Source organism: Roseateles sp. AC306 (assembly GCF_979253795.1).
Genome location: NZ_CEEDEB010000002.1, coordinates 415,944 through 432,163 on the forward strand (window position 1 = coordinate 415,944; position 16,220 = coordinate 432,163).

A 16,220-nucleotide genomic window follows, 5' to 3' on the forward strand; every position below is an offset into this window, starting at 1 on the left:
CCCAAAAGCAAAAAGCCGGCTTGAAAGCCGGCCTTCGTCGCGGAAGCGAATTGCTGGGCTAGAAGCCCAGGCTCGCCAGGAGGTCGTCGACCTCGCCCTGGTTGGTGACGACGTCGGTGCGCCCCTCGGCATTGACCACCGGGCCCTGCAGGATGGTCGGGTCGACCTTTTCGCGCTGCTCGGGCGGCACCACCTGCACCAGCAGCTTGACGAGGCTGTCTTCCAGGTCGTTGGCGAGCTTCACGACCTTGGCCACCACCTGGCCGGTCAGATCATGGAAGTCCTGCGCCAGCATGATGTCGGTCAGGTGGTTGTCGATGCTCTGGGTGCGGCCTTCGACGTCCTTGACGAAGTTCATCACCGCACCGCTGGCCACCGCCCGGACAGGGTCGGCGACGATGGCCGCGGCAAGATCCTTGGTGGCCTGGCTGATGCCGGCGTGCTCTGCCTTGGCCTGGTCGACCGAGTTCAGCACCTTCTCGGCCGCGGCGGCCGTCTTCTCGGCGATGTAGCTGAGGCGGCTGCGCGCGTCGGGCAGGCCATCGGTGGCCACCTGAAGCTTGGGCATGACACCCAAGCGCTGCATCGTGTCGTGCAGCGTGCGGGTGATGGTGCCGAGCTGCTGAAAGACCTCGGGTGAGACCAGCAGCGGCTCCTGGGCCTTGCCCAATTGCTCCAGTTGATCCATCGACATGGCAGTCCCCTTGATGGTTGTTGTTGTCAGGCCGCGGCGGCCAGCTTCTGCATGATCTTCAGGACTTTTTCTTCCAGCGTCGCCTTGGTGAAAGGCTTGACGATGTAGCCGGCGGCGCCCGACTGGGCGGCCAGCACGATGTCTTCCTTGCGGGCCTCGGCGGTCACCATCAGCACCGGCAGGTGCTTGAGGTTGGGGTCTTCCTTGATGGCCTTTAGCAACTCGAAGCCCGTCATGTTGGGCATGTTGATGTCGCTGACGACGAAATCGAACTTGGCGCCCTTGAGCATGCTCAGCGCTTCGACGCCGTCTTCGGCCTCTTCGCAGTTTTGGTAGCCGATCTCTTTGAGCAGGCCACGGACGATGCGGCGCATGGTGGAGAAGTCGTCAACGACCAGGAATTTCATGTCAGCGCTCATGGCGATCCTCTCTTCGGGGCAGGCGGGATTTCAGGTCAGCACGCAGTCTAGTTTCTAGCGCGCCGGGGTCGATGCTTGAGTTTGCGGCATTTTGCCGATCTCGCCGCCTGACGCATCGGGCTCTGGTTCCTCGGCCACGTTCTTCAGCACGGCATCCTCCGCATCACGGTTCATCACGATGATGCTGATGCGCCGGTTCAGGGCGCCGTTGGGGTCCTTGGCATCCAGCAGCTTGCTCGCCGCGAGGCCTTGCACCCGCAGCATGCGAGCCTCCGACAGGCCACCCGCCACCAGCTCGCGGCGAGATGCATTGGCGCGGTCGGCCGACAGCTCCCAGTTGCTGTAGCCCTTGTCGCCACCGGGGAAGGCCTGCGCATCGGTGTGGCCCTCGACCGTCAGGCGGTTGGGGACCTCGGTCAGCACGTTGCCGAGCTCGCGCAGCAGCTCGCGCATATAGGGCTTCACGATGGCACTGCCGCTGTCGAACATCGGTCGGTTGCCCTCGTCGACGATCTGGATGCGCAGGCCTTCCTTGGTCATGTCCAGGCGGATCTGGCCGCCTAGAGCGGCTAGCTTGGGGTTCTCGGCCAGCACCTCTTCGACCTTGGTCTTCAGCTGCTCCAGCCGAGACTTCTCGGCCTTGCGCTGTTCTTCCTTCAGCGCGCGCAGCGTGTAGCTCGCGCGCTTGGCGGCGCTCTCGCCTTCCTTGACCTGACCGGTCTCGCGGGTGAGGTCCTTGCCGCCACCCTTGACGACGCTGGACGAATCACCCGAGCCGGAGCCGCCGGTCATGGCGACCTTCAGCGGCGACTGGAAGAAGTCGGCAATGCCCTTTTTGTCGCCCTCGGTGGTGGAGCCGAGCAGCCACATCAGCAGGAAGAAGGCCATCATGGCCGTGACGAAGTCGGCGTAGGCGATCTTCCACGCGCCGCCATGGGCCGAATGGCCGCCCTTCTTCACCTTCTTGATGATGATGGGCTGGAGTTTCTTTGCGTCCCCAGCCATTTACAGCCCCCTCCCGGAGTGCCTGCGGCCCTCCCCTCCAAGGGGGCGCCGCCAGTCGCCTGGCAAAGCCAGTTCGACGGCGGCTGCGCGAGGGGCGCCGCCGGCTGTCGCCGGCTCGCTGATCAAGGCTCGGCAGGTCATTTCTTCTTCACGTGGCTCTCAAGCTCGGTGAAGCTTGGGCGGTCACCCGAGAACAGCACCTTGCGGCCGAACTCGATGGCCACCTGCGGGGCATAGCCCTGCATGCTGGCCAGCAGCGTTGTCTTGATGCATTGGAATTCCTTGCCGGCGTCTTCCACCTTCTGCTCGAGAAGACCCGCCAGAGGCTCGGCGAAGCCGTAGGCCAGCAGGATGCCCAGGAAGGTGCCGACCAGCGCCGAGCCGATCATGCCGCCCAGCACCGCCGGCGGCTGGCCGACCGAGCCCATGGTGTTCACCACACCCAGCACGGCGGCGACGATGCCGAAGGCCGGCAGGCCGCCGGCCAGGCGCTGCAACGCTGCAACCGCTGCGTGCTCTTCCTGGTGGTGGGTCTCGATCTCGCTGTCCATGAGCGATTCGATCTCGTGCGCGTTCAGGTTGCCCGACACCATCATGCGCAGGTAGTCGGTGATGAATTCGGTGACGTGGTGGTCGTTGCCCACGACGGTGTACTTCTGGAACAGCGGCGAGCTGTGCGGGTCCTCGACGTCCTTCTCGATGGACATCAGGCCTTCCTTGCGCGCCTTCTGCAGGATGTCGTACATCAGCGCCAGCAGCTCCATGTAGCGAGCCTTGCTGTATTTGCTGCCCTTGAAGCAAAGGCCCAGGCCGGCGGCGGTGGCCTTGACCACCTTCATCTGGTTGTTCGCCAGGAAGGCGCCGATGGCGGCGCCGAAGATGGTGATCATTTCCCACGGCAATGCGTGCAGGATCACGGCGATGTTGCCGCCGTGAGCGATGAACACGCCGAAGATGCAGACCATCGAAACGGCCCAGCCAATGATGACGAACATGTGCTGTGGGGTGGTGGGAGTTCAGGCCGGATCGGCCTGGTGCCGGGGGGCTGAAGAAAGTATGCCGCCCGAGGCGAGAAGTGAACGCATCAATTGGGCGGCTTTGACGCCGCATTCCCCGTCAGGCGGTAAAGCCACACGAACTGGCCGTTGGGCAATTGCCAGTCGGCCGTCGGCAACAGGTCAGGCACCGCGAAATCGAGGCTGACGAGCCAGGCGCCCGGCACCATCTCGGCGCAAGCCTTGGCCCAGACGCGGGGCATGGACTCGGGCCGCTGGAACACATAGACCAGGGCGAACGTCGCCCAGTCGTCGGCCCAGAGGTCGCCCTGGCGCACCTTGGCATGGCGAACCCGCCAGCGCGCCAGCAACGCCAGCGGCCGGCTCCACTCCACACCTTCTACGCGGGCCTGTGGATAGATGTGAACCAGTTCACGCAGGCCATCGCCGACGCCGCAGCCGGCGTCAAGCACGCGGGCGCCCGGTGGCAGCGGCGCCAGCTTGGGCAGTTCATCGAGTGCGTGGCGAGGCGTTGGGAAAAGGGGCGCTTCACTCCAGCTGCGGCGCGGATAGAGCCACCACAGCAGCGCCAGCGGCGCCAGCCACAGCAGCCCGCCGAGCAAGCCCTGCCCGCCCTGCCAGCCCAGGGCCAGCAAGGAAACCGGAAAGCCCAGCGCAATGATGAGGCGGCGCCAGCGCTGGGGGTGCAGCCAGCCGAGGGCTGCGCCAACGGCCGCGCCCAATGCCAAGGCAGGGCCTGAAGCGAGCCCTGCGGCAAGTGATGCTGAATAAATGAACCAGGCCGCCAGCCAGCTCAACAGAGCCGGTAGCGGCCAACGGGTGATCCACATGCCCGCGAGCGTAGCGGGGTAATCAGTGCATCTGGATGGAGCCTTGAGCGCGACCCTTGCCGGCGCGTGCCGGCGGGTTGCACAGGCCACAAACGTAGTGGCGCGCCACTTCATGCGGGTGGGTGACGAAATGACCGTTGCACTTGGAGCACTTGGTCAGCGTCAGCATGCCGTTGTCGACGAACTTGACGAGGCGCCAGGCGCGCGTGACCGACAGCATGGCTTCCAGGCCCTGGGCCTGGGTCTGCTCCTGGTAGAGCTGGTAGGCCTTGATGACGGTGTCGATCTCGTCCATCTCCGCAGCCTTGTTCAGGTATTCATGGATGTTCATGAAGAGGCTGGCATGGATGTTGGGCTGCCAGGTCATGAACCAGTCGGTCGAGAAGGGCAACTGGCCCTTGCTGGGCGACCTGCCGCTCACTTCCTTATAGAGGCGCAGCAGGCGCTCGTAGGACAGGTCGGTTTCGGACTCCAGCACCTGCAGGCGCGCACCGAGGTGGATCAGCTGAACGGCACGGTCGATCTGCTTGGCTTCGGTGAGGATACTTTTGACGCGCATGGGGTGCTCCGGAATCTGTGAGTTAGTTGGCAGCGAGGCTCAAGCGTGCTCGTGGCGGCCGGCCATGAGGATCGAAGCGTGCAGGCGGCTGACGCTTTCGTTGGCGCCCGGCTTGCTGTGGTTGGTCAGCAGGCCCCACACCAGGTCGTCGCTCATGCGGAAGGCGCACAGCAGCGTGTTGCCGGAAGCGATCTTCATGATCTGCGCCGGGCTCAGCGTGCCGATCAGCGTCGCCGTGTCTTCGCTGACACCCAGGCGGTACAGGGCCTGTTCGCGGTCGGCGCGGATCAGGCTCTGGGCCAGCATCAGGTAGGACAGGTTGGCTTCACGGATCTCGGCGAGCATTTGGTCGGCGTTCATGTTGGCTTCCGTTTCAGAGGTAGAGGGGTGTTGCGGATCAGTGAAACGGATTGTGTTGACCGGCCTTCTTCTGCGATATCAGGCTGCGTCGGTACCGGCTGTCACGCTGGCAGGAAGGGCGTGTCATCCAAATTCCTACACGCGCGTCGGGCAGAAGCACCGAGGCCCCGGCAGCTTGCGCTGGCCGGGGCCTCGGGGTGTGAAAAGCGTCGCGAAATCAGGCGTTGCGAAGGCGGCGCAGGCGTTCCAGCTCGATCATGGCGACCGGCACCAGTTCAGGGGCTTCGGCCTGCAGGCTGTCGCGGCCGGCGCCTCGCTGCAGCTCGGTCAGCACGCCGAAGGCACGGTCAAGCTCGCCTCGACCCGACAGCGCGAAGGCCAGCGTGTACAGGCTCGGGCCGTGCAGCGGGCTGGCCTGCAGCGCGCGGTCTGCATAGGCCGCTGCGTGCTCCAGTTTGCCGGCGGCCAGCAACAGCGCCGCCATGTCGGCCATCAGCTCATGGCTCATGGGCTCGTCCTGCAGCGCGTCGTAGAGCATGCCCAGGCCGCCACCGAGGTTGCCCTTGGACGCTTCGGCAAAGGCCGCGTTCCGGGCACGCGCCAGCAGCATCTTGGGATCGTTGCTGGGCACGAGGACGGGGCGGTGGCCTTCGCGCGGGGTACGCGGGGTGCGCGAAGTGGATTGGGCGGTGTTGGATTGGGCACGCATCGCGGAACTCCGGACCGGCGCAGGGGTTCGGCCGGGATGAACCGCACTTTAGGAACCGGCCCGCCGGCCGATCCCTTGAAAAGCCGGGGCTTTCCGGCGCGCTTTTCGCCGGAGGCGTCGATCCAAGGAACAGGCCGTTGCAACGGCTTTTATTCAAAAGATCACGGCCTTGACAAATCGAGCTAAAGAAACATCGCCGCCACACCGATAGCCAACACAACGGCGCTGATCTCAGTACCGTGGTCCGGCTAGAAGGCCGAAGTGTTGTGACTCCGCTCCCGGGTGGTGACACGGCTTCAGAGGTTGACTGGCGTCGGGCGTCGCCGCAAAGGCGCGCTTATCCAGGCGCGTTGGAGCGGAAAAGCACGGGTGCCGCACCCGGGCACTCGGGTCCTTCGTCCGGCGGCTTGCCGGTATATCTAGCAAAAGGAAGCAAATCATGGCCTCGGTCATCAACACGAACCTGCTGTCGCTGAACGCGCAGCGCAATGTCTCCAACTCCCAGGCTTCCCTGGCCACGTCGCTGCAGCGCCTGTCCTCAGGTCTGCGCGTCAACTCCGCCAAGGATGACGCCGCCGGTCTCGCCATCTCCGAGCGTCTCAACGCTCAGGTGCGCGGCTCCAACGTCGCCATCCGCAACGCCAACGACGGCATCTCGCTGTCGCAGACGGCTGAAGGCGCGCTGGCCAAGGTGACCGACTCGCTGCAACGCATGCGTGAACTGGCGGTGCAGGCCCGCAACGCCACCAACACCAACGCCGACAAGGACTCGCTGGACAAGGAATTCGGTGAACTGTCCAAGGAAATCCAGCGCGTGCTGGGCGGCACGACCTTCAACGGCCGCGCCATTCTGGCCACGGATTCCGGCACCCAGACCTTCCAGGTCGGCGCCAACGTGACCAGCAACGACCGCATCGACGTCGTCACGACGAACATGACGACCTCGGCGGACATCACGACCGTTGCCGGCACCGACAACACCGGTGCTGGTCGCGCAGTGATCGACAACACGGCCACCGGCACCACGATCGACACCGTCATCGGCAACATCGACACCGCGATCAACACGGTCAGCTCCGAGCGCGCCAACCTCGGCGCCGCCCAGAACCGCATGGACCAGGTCATCTCCAACCTGCAGATCTCGGTGGAAAACCAGAGCGCCGCCAAGAGCCGCATCACCGATGCCGACTTCGCCCAGGAAACCGCCAACCTGAGCCGCGCCAGCATCCTGCAGCAGGCTGGCAACGCGATGATTGCCCAGGCGAATCAGATCCCTTCGCAGGTCCTGTCATTGCTTCGATGACGCCGGGCCAGCACCGCTGGCCCTGAGTGACCTGTCCACTCTGAAGACAGAAATCCTCACGCCACCAGCACAAGCACCTTGAACGCCACTCCGTCACGACGGAGGGCGTTTTTCAAGGCGCCGTGCAAAAAGGATTCAAGTCGATCCATCGTGCCGACGATAAGCATCTCAACGGGTTCACGAATCACTCGCGGACTACGTACCAGACGCCCCGTCAACGAAAGGATTGAGCCATGCCCCAAGTCATCAACACCAACCTCGCCTCGCTGAATGCCCAGCGCAACACCGCGATGAATCAGTCATCGCTGGCTGTTTCCATGCAGCGTCTGTCCTCCGGCCTTCGTGTCAACTCGGCCAAGGACGACGCAGCCGGCCTGTCCATCGCCGAGCGCATGAACGCCCAGGTGCGCGGCTCCCAAGTCGCCATCCGCAATGCCAACGACGGCATCTCGTTGGCCCAGACCGCTGAAGGCGCGCTGTCCAAGGTGGGCGACGCGCTGCAGCGCATGCGTGAACTCGCTGTCCAGGGTCGCAACGCCACCAACACGAACGCCGACAAGGATTCCCTCGACAAGGAGTTCGGCGAGCTGGCCAAGGAAATCCAGCGCGTGCTGGGCGGCACCACCTTCAACGGCAAGGCCGTGCTGGCCACGTCCGACGCAGGCACGCAGACCTTCCAGGTCGGCGCCAACACCACCGCCAACGACCGCATCGACATCGTCACCACCGACATGACGACCGCGGCGGAAATCACGACCGTGGCGGGTACCGACAACACCGGCGCGGGCCGTGCACTGATCGACAACACCGCCGTCGGCACCGCCATCGACACCGTTATCGCCAACATCGACATCGCGCTGGACAAGGTCAACGGTGAGCGCGCGACGCTCGGCGCCTCGCAGAACCGCTTCGACGCCGTCATCTCCAACCTGCAGGTCGCGGTGGAGAACCAGAGCGCCTCGCGCAGCCGCATCATGGACGCCGACTTCGCCCAGGAAACCGCCAACCTGAGCCGCGCCCAGATCCTGCAGCAGGCCGGCAACACCATGGTGGCCCAGGCCAACCAGCTGCCCCAGCAGGTGCTGGCTCTGCTGCGCAGCTGAACGCGGAGCAACCGCGGCGCCCGCCAGGCAAGGTGGGCGCCCGGGGCTTTTGATTGGGCGTGGTTTGGGGCCTTTATCGGCCTTTTGAGGCATCGACGCACTCGCAAAATTCGGTCATCGAGTCTTGGCATTGCTTAGCCGGCTCGGCGAACGAATCCCAGGAGTGCGCGATGCCACAAACCATCAACACCAACATCAACTCGCTGAACGCTCAGCGCAATCTCAACGCCTCGCAGAGCTCGCTCGCGGTGTCGATGCAGCGTCTGTCGTCCGGCATGCGGGTGAACTCCGCCAAGGACGACGCGGCGGGGCTGGCAATCGCCGAGCGCATGAACACGCAAGTCCGCGGCATGACCGTGGCGGCGCGAAACGCCAACGACGGCATCTCGCTGGCCCAGACCGCTGAAGGCGCGCTGGGCAAGGTCGGTGACATGCTGCAACGGATGCGCGAGCTGGCCGTGCAGGCGGCCAACGGCACCAACAACGGCAACGACCGCACGGCACTGAACAACGAGTTCGTGCAGCTGCAGACGGAAGTCAGCCGCCTGGTGCGCAACACGACCTTCAACGGCTCGCAAGTGCTCACCGGTCCGTCGACATCGTTCATCTTCCAGGTGGGCGCCAATTCGACGGCGGACGACCAGATCGTCATTGCCCTGAATGACGTCCTCGGCACCACGCCGGGCACGACGCTGACGGCAACGGCCAACGACGGCGCCCTGGCCACGGCCATCGGCAACCAGATCAACATCCTTGGCCCCAGCGGCAGCAGCGGTTCGACACCGGCCACCGACCCCGACTTCGCCACCGCGCTCACGCCGCCGGCACTGACGGGCGCCAACGCCGACCAGGCTGACCCGCTCGTCGCAATCAAGTTCATCGACTTTGCACTGGCCCAGGTCAACAATGCCCGCTCCACCTTCGGTGCGACGCAGAACCGCTTCGACTCGGTGATCTCCAACCTGCAGGTCGCCGTGGAGAACCAGACGGCCGCCCGCAGCCGCATCATGGACGCCGACTTCGCTCAGGAAACGTCCAACATGAGCCGGGCACAGATCCTGCAGCAGGCCGGTAACGCCATGGTGGCCCAGGCCAACCAGTTGCCTCAGCAGGTGCTGTCGCTGCTGCAACGCTAAAACCCGGCAGGGTTTTTGCAAAAAATTTGCTCCGGGGCCTAAAGTCCCGGCAAGTCCTGGCCGATATCCCTCTGGAATATCGGCCTTATCCACATTCGCAGCATGGCAACCATCAGCTCAGCAGGCATCGGCAGCGGCCTCGACATCGAGTCGCTGGTGAGCAAGCTCGTCGCTGCCGAACGCACCCCCATCACCCAGCTCGCGCAGAAGACCGAGGGGCTCAAGACCGAGCTGTCGTCCTATGGCAAGGTGCAAAGCACCCTGTCGGCGCTGCGCGACGCTGCCTCCAAGCTCACCTCGCCCACCACCTGGAGCGGCACGCTCGCCACGTCCAGCGATCCCACGGCCGTGTCCGTCAGCGCCGGCGCGGGTGCGGCCATCGGCAATGTGTCGGTGGAAGTGAAGAACCTCGCCAGCAGCCAGACCCTGGTCAGCGGCACGCCTTATGCGAGTGCGACGACGACCGTCGGCCAGGGCAGCCTGACCATCACGCTCGGCGCCTGGGCCACCGACGGCGCTGTCCCGCCCACCTACACCGGTTTCACCGACAAGGCCGGCGCCACGGCCGTCACCATCAACATCGGCGAAGGCCAGGACACGCTGACCGGCATCCGTGATGCGATCAATGCCGCAAACGCCGGCGTGACCGCCTCCATCGTCAACGATGCCAACGGCGCACGCCTGACGATGCGTTCCACCGCCAGCGGCGAGACCAACGGCTTTCGCATCGACGCCGGCGGCGGCCTGGCCGACCTCGGCTACGACCCGCGCATCGGCGTCAGCTCGCTGATCCAGACCCTGCCGGCGCAGAACGCCCGCGCGCTGATCAACGGCATTGACGTCAGCTCCGAATCCAACACGTTGAAGGAGGCCATCGACGGCCTCAACATCACGCTGCTCAAGACGACGAGCGTGCCGGCCAGCGTGGCCGTCAGCCAGGACAAGGACTCGATCAAGAAGCTCATCACTGACTTCACGACCGCCTACAACGCCGTCAACGCGCTGCTGCGCGAGCAGACGAAATACGACGCCAGCGCCAAGACGGCCGGCCCGCTGCAGGGCGACTCCACGGCCATCGGCCTGCAGAACCAGCTGCGCGGCATCATTGGCGGCACCACCTCGCTGGCCGGCAGCATCGGCCGCCTGGCGCAACTGGGCCTGGACCCTGGCAACGACGGCACCATCAAGGTCACCGACAGCAAGCTCAACACCGGCTTGAGCGACCTCGACAGCGTGAAGAAGCTCTTCATGGGCCTGGACGGCACCAACAGCAGCAACGACGGCTTTGCGCAGCGCATGCGCAGCTACATCGACGGCGCGCTGAATTCCGAAGGCCGCCTGACCAGCCGCCAGACCGGGCTGCAGAAGCAGATCGAGAACAACGGCAAGCGCGCCAGCGAACTGGAAGACCGCGCCTCGATGACGGAGGCCCGCCTGCGCGCCCGCTACTCGGCACTGGACACGCAGATGAGCAAGCTCAACGGCCTGTCCAACTATGTGACGATGCAGATGAACAAGCTCAACAACGAATAAGCCGCAGCACGGCACGCGCAGCACGGCGACCCACGGGTCGCCGTTGTCACTTGTGGACTGTGTGAACTTCGAAACAAGTGCCCGGTTCACAATGCAATTCAAGTGAAGCCCGGCTCAAGTTCACCCCGGGGAAGGCCGAAAAACAGTCAACACGACGACGCCTTCAGCGACACACACCATGTACGGCAATATGTCTTCCCCCTTCACTGCCCGCAACCAGCGCGCCACCCTCTACGCCAAGGTGGGCCTGGAGACCGATGTGCAGGCCGCCAGCCCGCACCGCCTCGTCGCCATGCTGTTCGACGGCGTGTTCGATGCCATGGCCCAGGCCACCCAGGCCATCCAGGCCGGCAACATCGAACTCAAGGGCCGCTCGCTGACGCGCGCCGTGCGCATCCTCGACGAAGGCCTGCGCGCCGGCCTGGACCTGTCGGCCGGCCAGCTGGCCACCGACCTGCGCGAGCTCTATGGCTACGTCTGCATGCGCCTGACGCACGCGAACCTGAAGAGCGACCTCGCCGCCATCGACGAATGCCAGCGCCTGCTCAGCCCCGTGCGCGAAGCCTGGGCCGGCATCAGCCAGACGCCCGCCGCCATGGGCGCGCCCGCAGCTCGAGCCGCCTGAGCCCACTTACACAGAATCACCGGTGACTCCCGCAATGAACTCCGAACTGCTGAACTACTACGAAGCCATCGAGCAGGCCAGCGCCGACATGCTCTCGGCTGCCCGCACCGGCAACTGGGACGAAGTCGTCAAGCTCGAAGGCGCCTGCGTGCTGCTGATCTCGCAGCTCAAGTCCGCCGCTCACCAGAGCCAGCTCGGCACTGGCGAGTCACAGCTGAAGACACGCATCATGCAGCGCATCCTGCTCAACGACGCCGAGATCCGCCACCTCGCCGAACCGTGGCTGGAGGACCTGGATCATGTGCTGAAAGGCAAGAGCCGGATGGTCCATTGAGCCCCTCGCCCAGGCGGGCCAAGCAGTCCCTGCGGACTGCTTGTGCCTACGGAAGGCCATGAGCCTCTGGCTCATGGCAGGCCCGGCGCTCGGCCCGAATGCGTGATGCGTTCACGCGCGCAGGGTTGACTGCCCGACTACCATTCCCGCATGAGTGCCCCTGACACCGCACCCGAGCAATTGCGGGTGACCGCCGCCGCCGAGATCACGGCTTATCTGCAGCAGTTGCAACGCGAGAACGCGGCCGTGCTGCTGAGCGGCCCGCCCGGCCAGAGCCTCAGCAGCCGCATCTGCGCCCTCGACGGCGAAGCCGGCGTGCTGGGGCTGGAGATCGGCACCGATCCCGAAGGCATCAGCCAGGCCCTGGTGGCCAGCGGCGAGATCACCGCCGTGGCCTACCTTGGCACCATCAAGCTGCAGTTCGAGCTGGACGACGCGGTCCTCGTCAGCGGCGAACAGGGCGCCGTGCTGCGCAGCAGCCTGCCCGAGCGGCTCTACCGCTTCCAGCGCCGCCAAGCCTTCCGCGTCCAGCCCGCCGGCAGCATCTATCCACGTGTGGTGATCCCCGGCGGCGAGCACCCGGGGCGCGCGCTGCGTGTGCTGGACATCAGCATCGGCGGCCTCGCCCTGGCACTCCCCGGCGAACCAACGGCCGAGCTTGCCTTGCAACCCCTTGCCGTCGGCCAGGTTGCCACCGGCCTCGTGCTGGAGCTGGACCGCCTCACGGCGCTGGGCATCGCCCTCGTGCCCCACCACGCCAGCGCCATCGCCGGCGACGTGCACGGCATGCTGCAGCTCGGTTGTTCCTTCGTCGACCTCGACGCCCACGCCGGCCGGACGCTGCAGGTCTATGTGGACCAGACGCAGAAGCGCCGCAGGCTGTTGAAGCTGGATACATGACGGCCAGACCCAACCGAGGGTTCAGCTTGATCGAGGTGGCCTTTGTGATGGCCGTCCTGGCCATCATCCTGTCGGCCGCGGTGCCGAGCTATTCGAGTTATCTGGCTCGCCAGCGTCTGCGCCATGTGGCCGAGCTGCTGGAAATGGATCTGCGCCGAGCCCGCACCCTCAGCGTGGAAGAGGGACGCAACATCTACGTGAGTTTCCAGAGCGGGCGGCAGTGGTGCTGGGGCAGCAGCGGCCAGGCGCCCTGCAACTGCGCCACTGGACAGCCACGTTGCGAGATGGGCGGCGGCATCAATTACCGCGACCACAAGGGCACGCTGCTCCAGTCGGGCCAAAGCATCACCTTCCAGGCCGGCATGGGCCGCGCGCTGGACTGGACGCGCATCGGCATCTCCAACGACAAAAACCAGCAGCTCTATCTGGACCTCAACCCGCTTGGGCGGCCAGCAATCTGCGGTGCAGACGCGCGCAAGGGCGCTTGCTGAACCTGCCGGCTCAGATCTGCATGTTCATGATCTCGGAGTAGGCCGACACCAGGCGGTTTCTCACCTGCAGCGTGGCCTGGAAGCCGATCTGCGCCTTCTGCATCGAGACCATGGTCTCTTCCAGGCTGACGGTGGGGTTGTCCAGCTGCACTTCGCGTTGCAGGCGGGCCGACTCGTTCTGCTGGGCGCTGACGTTCTTCAGCGCCTGCGTCATCGCGTCGCCAAAGCTGGCACCCGTCGTGGCCGCGGGCTTCACGGACAGCGGCTGTCCGTTGACCGCCAGGCCCGCGCGGGCAGCGGCCTGAGCAAAGTCGAAGGGGCGTAGCTTCATGTCCATGGGTCAGCACTTTGGCAGCAAGTCACGGGTGCAAAGCAACGAGATGCGCGGGCGTGGTCGGCTACTTCGGCGCTTTCTTGAGGGGGCTCGGCCCGAATAATTTGCGCCATCGGTCGATCCCCGACCTCCCCTGCTGTCTCGCCCTCGATGGACAACGCTCTGAGCGCCCCTGCTGCTGCCGGCCCTGTGATGATCACCCCGATCAACGCAGCGCCGAATTTCGTGCAGCGCCTCGGCGACCTGCCCATGCGCAGCAAGCTGACCATGGGTGCCGGCCTGCTGGCCCTGGCCGGCGCCGTGCTGGCCATCACGCTGTGGTCGTCCCAGGGCGACTACCGGCCGCTTTTCACCGGCCTGTCCGACAAGGACGGCGGCGGTGTCATCGGTCAGCTCGCGTCCATGAACGTGCCCTACAAGCATGAAGCGGGCGGCACCATCCTCGTCCCCGCAGGCCAGGTGCACGAGCTGCGCATGAAGCTGGCGGCCCTGGGCCTGCCCAAGGGTGGCGCGGGCGGCGGCGCCGGCAATGCAGTCGGCTTCGAGCTGATGGACAAGTCCTCCATCGGCCAGACCCAGTTTGCCGAGCGGCTGAACTTCCAGCGTGGCCTCGAGGGCGAGCTGGCCCACACGATCAAGACGACATCGGACGTCGTCGACGCCCGCGTGCACCTGGCCATCCCGCAGCAGAACGGCTTCTTCCGCGAGCAGCAGAAACCCAGCGCCTCCGTCGTGCTGACGCTGCGCGGTGGCCGCACGCTGGACCGCAACCAGATCGCCGGCATCGTCCATGTCGTCTCCAGCGCCGTGCCGGAGCTGGCGCCCAAGGCCGTCAGCATCGTCGACCAGACCGGCGCCCTGCTCTCCCAGACCGGCGCCGACTCCGCCACCGGCCTGGACACGCAGCAGCTGCAATACAAGAGCCAAGTCGAGGCCGGCTACAACAAGCGCATCTTCGAACTGCTGGAGCCGGTCGTCGGCCGCGACAACCTGCGCGCCAGCGTCACCGCCGACGTCGACTTCTCGCAGACCGAGGCCACCGCCGAGGAATATCGCCCCAACCAGGGCCCCAATGCCACGGCGGCAGTGCGCTCCAGCCAGAGCAACGAGTCCAACAACGGCAATGCTTCGCTGCCGACAGGCGTGCCCGGTGCTGCCACCAACCAGCCGCCCGTGCCGGCGACCGCTCCGATCAATGGCGCGAGCGCACCGCTGCAGACCGCCCAGGGCGGCGCCGGCAACAACAACAGCCGCCGCGAGCAGGTCACCAACTACGAAGTCGACAAGACCGTGCGCGTGACACGCGGCGCGACCGGCAGCGTCAAGCGCCTGAACGCGGCCATCGTCGTCAACCACCGCACGCTGACCGATGCCAAGGGCAAGACAACGACCGCGCCCGTGTCGGCCGACGAGATCACCCGCCTGACCGACCTGGTCAAGGAAGCCATGGGCTTCAATGCCGAGCGTGGTGACTCGGTCAAGGTCATCAGCGCACCCTTCATCGTCGACAAGACCGAACCGCTCGACGTGCCCATGTGGAAGCAGCCCTGGCTGCTGGACATCGCCCGCAGCGCCATCGTGCCGCTGGCCTTCGTCGCCATCGCGCTGATCGCCGTGTTCGGCATGATCCGTCCCGCCATCAAGGCCGCCGCGCCGCTGCCGCCGGAAGACAAGCCCGAGACGGTGGACGAAGTGGTGGACGACACCGAACTGCTGCCTGGCGGCGGTGGCATGCCCAAGCTGGAAGCGCCGCTGCACAACGAGAAACTCGAACGCGCCCGCACGCTGGCCCGTGACAATCCGGTTGCCGTCGCGAACATCATGCGCGACTGGATGTCCGGCGAGACGGCCTGATCTAGAGTCACACCATGGACGACAAAGGCATCGAGAACGCCGCAATATTGTTGATGTCGCTGGGCGAAGAGGAAGCCAGCGAGGTCTTCAAGCATCTGTCGCCCAAGGAAGTGCAGGCGCTGGGCGAGACGATTGCCAAGCTCAAGGTCATCAAGCGGGCCCAGGTCGAGACCGTGCTCGACAAGTTCGACGCCGTCGCCGAGACGCAGAGCACGCTGGTCACCGATACCGACGAATACGTGCGCGCCGTGCTGCGCAAGGCCCTGGGCGAGGACAAGGCCAACCTGCTGCTGGACCGCATCCTGCAGGGCAGCGATGTGTCGAGCATCGAGAGCCTGAAGTGGATGGACGCCGCCAGCGTGGCCGAGCTGCTGCGCAACGAGCACCCGCAGATCATTGCGGCCATCCTGGCCCACCTGGACTTCGACCAGACCAGTTCCGTGCTGAAGATGTTCACCGAGCGCGGCCGCAACGAGGTGCTGATCCGCATCGCCACGCTGGACGGCATCCAGCCGACGGCGCTGAAGGACCTGAACGAGGTCATGAGCCAGATCCTGGCCGGCGGCGAGCGCATGAAGAAGAGCTCGCTGGGCGGCGCCAAGACGGCGGCCGAGATCATCAACATGATGGGCTCCAGCGTCGAGGCCTCGGTGCTGGACTACATCCGCGAGGCCGACTCCGACCTGGCGCAGAAGATCATGGACAACATGTTCACGTTCGACGACGTGAACAAGATCGACGACAAGGGCATCCAGGCCGTGCTCAAGGAAGTGCAGAGCGAGAGCCTCATCGTCGCGCTCAAGGGCTCCAGCGCCGAGCTGCGCGAGAAGATCTTCCGCAACATGTCCTCCCGCGCCGCCGAGACGCTGCGCGAAGACCTCGAGACCCGCGGCCCGGTGCGGCTGTCGGAGGTGGAGGCCGAGCAGAAGGAAATGCTCAAGATCGTGCGCCGGCTGGTGGACGAAGGGCAGATCGTGCTGGCTGGCGGCGGCGACGACCAGTTCGTTTAAGGTCG

19 protein-coding genes are annotated in these 16,220 nt (G+C 65.5%); 10 read left to right on the plus strand and 9 right to left on the minus strand.

From position 1 onward, the window contains the following. Nucleotides 1–58: 58 nt before the first annotated feature. The 8 genes from AC0IZJ_RS06670 to AC0IZJ_RS06705 form a co-directional block, all read right to left on the minus strand. A complete protein-coding gene (locus tag AC0IZJ_RS06670) occupies nucleotides 59–688 on the minus strand; it encodes a protein phosphatase CheZ (protein ID WP_471848469.1) in 630 nt (209 codons plus the stop codon). Between the two features lie 32 nt (nucleotides 689–720). Beyond that, on the minus strand, nucleotides 721–1,113 hold the full coding sequence (cheY, locus tag AC0IZJ_RS06675) for a chemotaxis response regulator CheY (protein WP_471847921.1): 393 nt from the start codon (nucleotides 1,111–1,113) through the stop codon (nucleotides 721–723). A gap of 54 nt (nucleotides 1,114–1,167) precedes the next feature. After that, nucleotides 1,168–2,118: a flagellar motor protein MotB gene (gene motB, locus AC0IZJ_RS06680; protein WP_471847923.1), complete on the minus strand. Its 951-nt coding sequence runs from the start codon at nucleotides 2,116–2,118 to the stop codon at nucleotides 1,168–1,170. 137 nt (nucleotides 2,119–2,255) lie between these two features. Beyond that, a complete protein-coding gene (gene motA, locus AC0IZJ_RS06685; protein WP_471847925.1) occupies nucleotides 2,256–3,113 on the minus strand; it encodes a flagellar motor stator protein MotA in 858 nt (285 codons plus the stop codon). An 89-nt stretch (nucleotides 3,114–3,202) separates the two neighbouring features. After that, a complete protein-coding gene (locus tag AC0IZJ_RS06690) occupies nucleotides 3,203–3,862 on the minus strand; it encodes a class I SAM-dependent methyltransferase (protein ID WP_471847927.1) in 660 nt (219 codons plus the stop codon). 124 nt (nucleotides 3,863–3,986) lie between these two features. Further along, a complete protein-coding gene (gene flhC, locus AC0IZJ_RS06695; RefSeq protein ID WP_471847929.1) occupies nucleotides 3,987–4,523 on the minus strand; it encodes a flagellar transcriptional regulator FlhC in 537 nt (178 codons plus the stop codon). A 39-nt stretch (nucleotides 4,524–4,562) separates the two neighbouring features. Then, nucleotides 4,563–4,883, minus strand: coding sequence for a flagellar transcriptional regulator FlhD (flhD, locus tag AC0IZJ_RS06700; RefSeq protein ID WP_471847931.1), 321 nt, complete (start codon nucleotides 4,881–4,883; stop codon nucleotides 4,563–4,565). Nucleotides 4,884–5,100: 217 nt separating this feature from the next. Next, nucleotides 5,101–5,592 carry a hypothetical protein gene (locus AC0IZJ_RS06705; RefSeq protein ID WP_471847933.1) on the minus strand — a complete coding sequence of 164 codons (492 nt, stop codon included), beginning with the start codon at nucleotides 5,590–5,592 and terminating at the stop codon, nucleotides 5,101–5,103. A gap of 439 nt (nucleotides 5,593–6,031) precedes the next feature. Between AC0IZJ_RS06705 and AC0IZJ_RS06710 the strand changes: the two genes are divergently transcribed. The 8 genes from AC0IZJ_RS06710 (at nucleotide 6,032) to AC0IZJ_RS06745 (ending at nucleotide 13,017) form a co-directional block, all read left to right on the plus strand. Then, the gene (locus AC0IZJ_RS06710; protein WP_471847935.1) at nucleotides 6,032–6,895 is read left to right on the plus strand and encodes a flagellin N-terminal helical domain-containing protein; all 864 of its coding nucleotides are present in this window, start codon (nucleotides 6,032–6,034) and stop codon (nucleotides 6,893–6,895) included. Nucleotides 6,896–7,128: 233 nt separating this feature from the next. Then, nucleotides 7,129–7,998, plus strand: a complete 870-nt coding sequence (locus tag AC0IZJ_RS06715; RefSeq protein ID WP_471847937.1) for a flagellin N-terminal helical domain-containing protein — start codon at nucleotides 7,129–7,131, stop codon at nucleotides 7,996–7,998. 170 nt (nucleotides 7,999–8,168) lie between these two features. Beyond that, the gene (locus AC0IZJ_RS06720; protein WP_471847939.1) at nucleotides 8,169–9,134 is read left to right on the plus strand and encodes a flagellin N-terminal helical domain-containing protein; all 966 of its coding nucleotides are present in this window, start codon (nucleotides 8,169–8,171) and stop codon (nucleotides 9,132–9,134) included. A gap of 102 nt (nucleotides 9,135–9,236) precedes the next feature. After that, nucleotides 9,237–10,667 (plus strand): flagellar filament capping protein FliD, encoded by a 1,431-nt coding sequence (gene fliD / locus AC0IZJ_RS06725; protein ID WP_471847941.1) that lies wholly within the window; start codon nucleotides 9,237–9,239, stop codon nucleotides 10,665–10,667. Between the two features lie 190 nt (nucleotides 10,668–10,857). Further along, nucleotides 10,858–11,292 carry a flagellar export chaperone FliS gene (gene fliS, locus AC0IZJ_RS06730; protein WP_471847943.1) on the plus strand — a complete coding sequence of 145 codons (435 nt, stop codon included), beginning with the start codon at nucleotides 10,858–10,860 and terminating at the stop codon, nucleotides 11,290–11,292. A 34-nt stretch (nucleotides 11,293–11,326) separates the two neighbouring features. Beyond that, nucleotides 11,327–11,626 (plus strand): flagellar protein FliT, encoded by a 300-nt coding sequence (locus AC0IZJ_RS06735; protein WP_471847945.1) that lies wholly within the window; start codon nucleotides 11,327–11,329, stop codon nucleotides 11,624–11,626. Between the two features lie 150 nt (nucleotides 11,627–11,776). After that, nucleotides 11,777–12,526: a flagellar brake protein gene (locus AC0IZJ_RS06740; RefSeq protein WP_471847947.1), complete on the plus strand. Its 750-nt coding sequence runs from the start codon at nucleotides 11,777–11,779 to the stop codon at nucleotides 12,524–12,526. Continuing rightward, nucleotides 12,523–13,017 (plus strand): pilus assembly FimT family protein, encoded by a 495-nt coding sequence (locus tag AC0IZJ_RS06745; RefSeq protein WP_471847949.1) that lies wholly within the window; start codon nucleotides 12,523–12,525, stop codon nucleotides 13,015–13,017. Before AC0IZJ_RS06740 ends, AC0IZJ_RS06745 begins: the two co-directional genes overlap by 4 nt. A 10-nt stretch (nucleotides 13,018–13,027) precedes the next feature. On the opposite strand, the gene fliE is transcribed toward AC0IZJ_RS06745, so the two are convergent. Further along, on the minus strand, nucleotides 13,028–13,354 hold the full coding sequence (fliE, locus tag AC0IZJ_RS06750; RefSeq protein ID WP_471847951.1) for a flagellar hook-basal body complex protein FliE: 327 nt from the start codon (nucleotides 13,352–13,354) through the stop codon (nucleotides 13,028–13,030). A gap of 189 nt (nucleotides 13,355–13,543) precedes the next feature. On the opposite strand from fliE, the gene fliF reads away from it, so the two are divergent. Continuing rightward, complete coding sequence (fliF, locus tag AC0IZJ_RS06755) at nucleotides 13,544–15,205, plus strand: flagellar basal-body MS-ring/collar protein FliF (protein ID WP_471847953.1); 1,662 nt, start codon at nucleotides 13,544–13,546, stop codon at nucleotides 15,203–15,205. Nucleotides 15,206–15,219: 14 nt separating this feature from the next. After that, on the plus strand, nucleotides 15,220–16,215 hold the full coding sequence (gene fliG / locus AC0IZJ_RS06760) for a flagellar motor switch protein FliG (protein ID WP_471847955.1): 996 nt from the start codon (nucleotides 15,220–15,222) through the stop codon (nucleotides 16,213–16,215). Nucleotides 16,216–16,220: the final 5 nt, after the last annotated feature.

Coding starts and splice junctions, on each gene's coding strand:
- AC0IZJ_RS06745 (WP_471847949.1), top strand. CDS start 12,523: ATGACGGCCAGACCCAACCGAGGGTTCAGCTTGATCGAGGTGGCCTTT.
- AC0IZJ_RS06710 (WP_471847935.1), top strand. CDS start 6,032: ATGGCCTCGGTCATCAACACGAACCTGCTGTCGCTGAACGCGCAGCGC.
- AC0IZJ_RS06715 (WP_471847937.1), top strand. CDS start 7,129: ATGCCCCAAGTCATCAACACCAACCTCGCCTCGCTGAATGCCCAGCGC.
- fliF (WP_471847953.1), top strand. CDS start 13,544: ATGATCACCCCGATCAACGCAGCGCCGAATTTCGTGCAGCGCCTCGGC.
- AC0IZJ_RS06670 (WP_471848469.1), bottom strand. CDS start 688: ATGGATCAACTGGAGCAATTGGGCAAGGCCCAGGAGCCGCTGCTGGTC.
- AC0IZJ_RS06740 (WP_471847947.1), top strand. CDS start 11,777: ATGAGTGCCCCTGACACCGCACCCGAGCAATTGCGGGTGACCGCCGCC.
- motA (WP_471847925.1), bottom strand. CDS start 3,113: ATGTTCGTCATCATTGGCTGGGCCGTTTCGATGGTCTGCATCTTCGGC.
- fliD (WP_471847941.1), top strand. CDS start 9,237: ATGGCAACCATCAGCTCAGCAGGCATCGGCAGCGGCCTCGACATCGAG.
- cheY (WP_471847921.1), bottom strand. CDS start 1,113: ATGAGCGCTGACATGAAATTCCTGGTCGTTGACGACTTCTCCACCATG.
- flhD (WP_471847931.1), bottom strand. CDS start 4,883: ATGAACGCCGACCAAATGCTCGCCGAGATCCGTGAAGCCAACCTGTCC.
- AC0IZJ_RS06720 (WP_471847939.1), top strand. CDS start 8,169: ATGCCACAAACCATCAACACCAACATCAACTCGCTGAACGCTCAGCGC.
- flhC (WP_471847929.1), bottom strand. CDS start 4,523: ATGCGCGTCAAAAGTATCCTCACCGAAGCCAAGCAGATCGACCGTGCC.
- AC0IZJ_RS06705 (WP_471847933.1), bottom strand. CDS start 5,592: ATGCGTGCCCAATCCAACACCGCCCAATCCACTTCGCGCACCCCGCGT.
- fliG (WP_471847955.1), top strand. CDS start 15,220: ATGGACGACAAAGGCATCGAGAACGCCGCAATATTGTTGATGTCGCTG.
- AC0IZJ_RS06735 (WP_471847945.1), top strand. CDS start 11,327: ATGAACTCCGAACTGCTGAACTACTACGAAGCCATCGAGCAGGCCAGC.
- fliE (WP_471847951.1), bottom strand. CDS start 13,354: ATGGACATGAAGCTACGCCCCTTCGACTTTGCTCAGGCCGCTGCCCGC.
- fliS (WP_471847943.1), top strand. CDS start 10,858: ATGTCTTCCCCCTTCACTGCCCGCAACCAGCGCGCCACCCTCTACGCC.
- motB (WP_471847923.1), bottom strand. CDS start 2,118: ATGGCTGGGGACGCAAAGAAACTCCAGCCCATCATCATCAAGAAGGTG.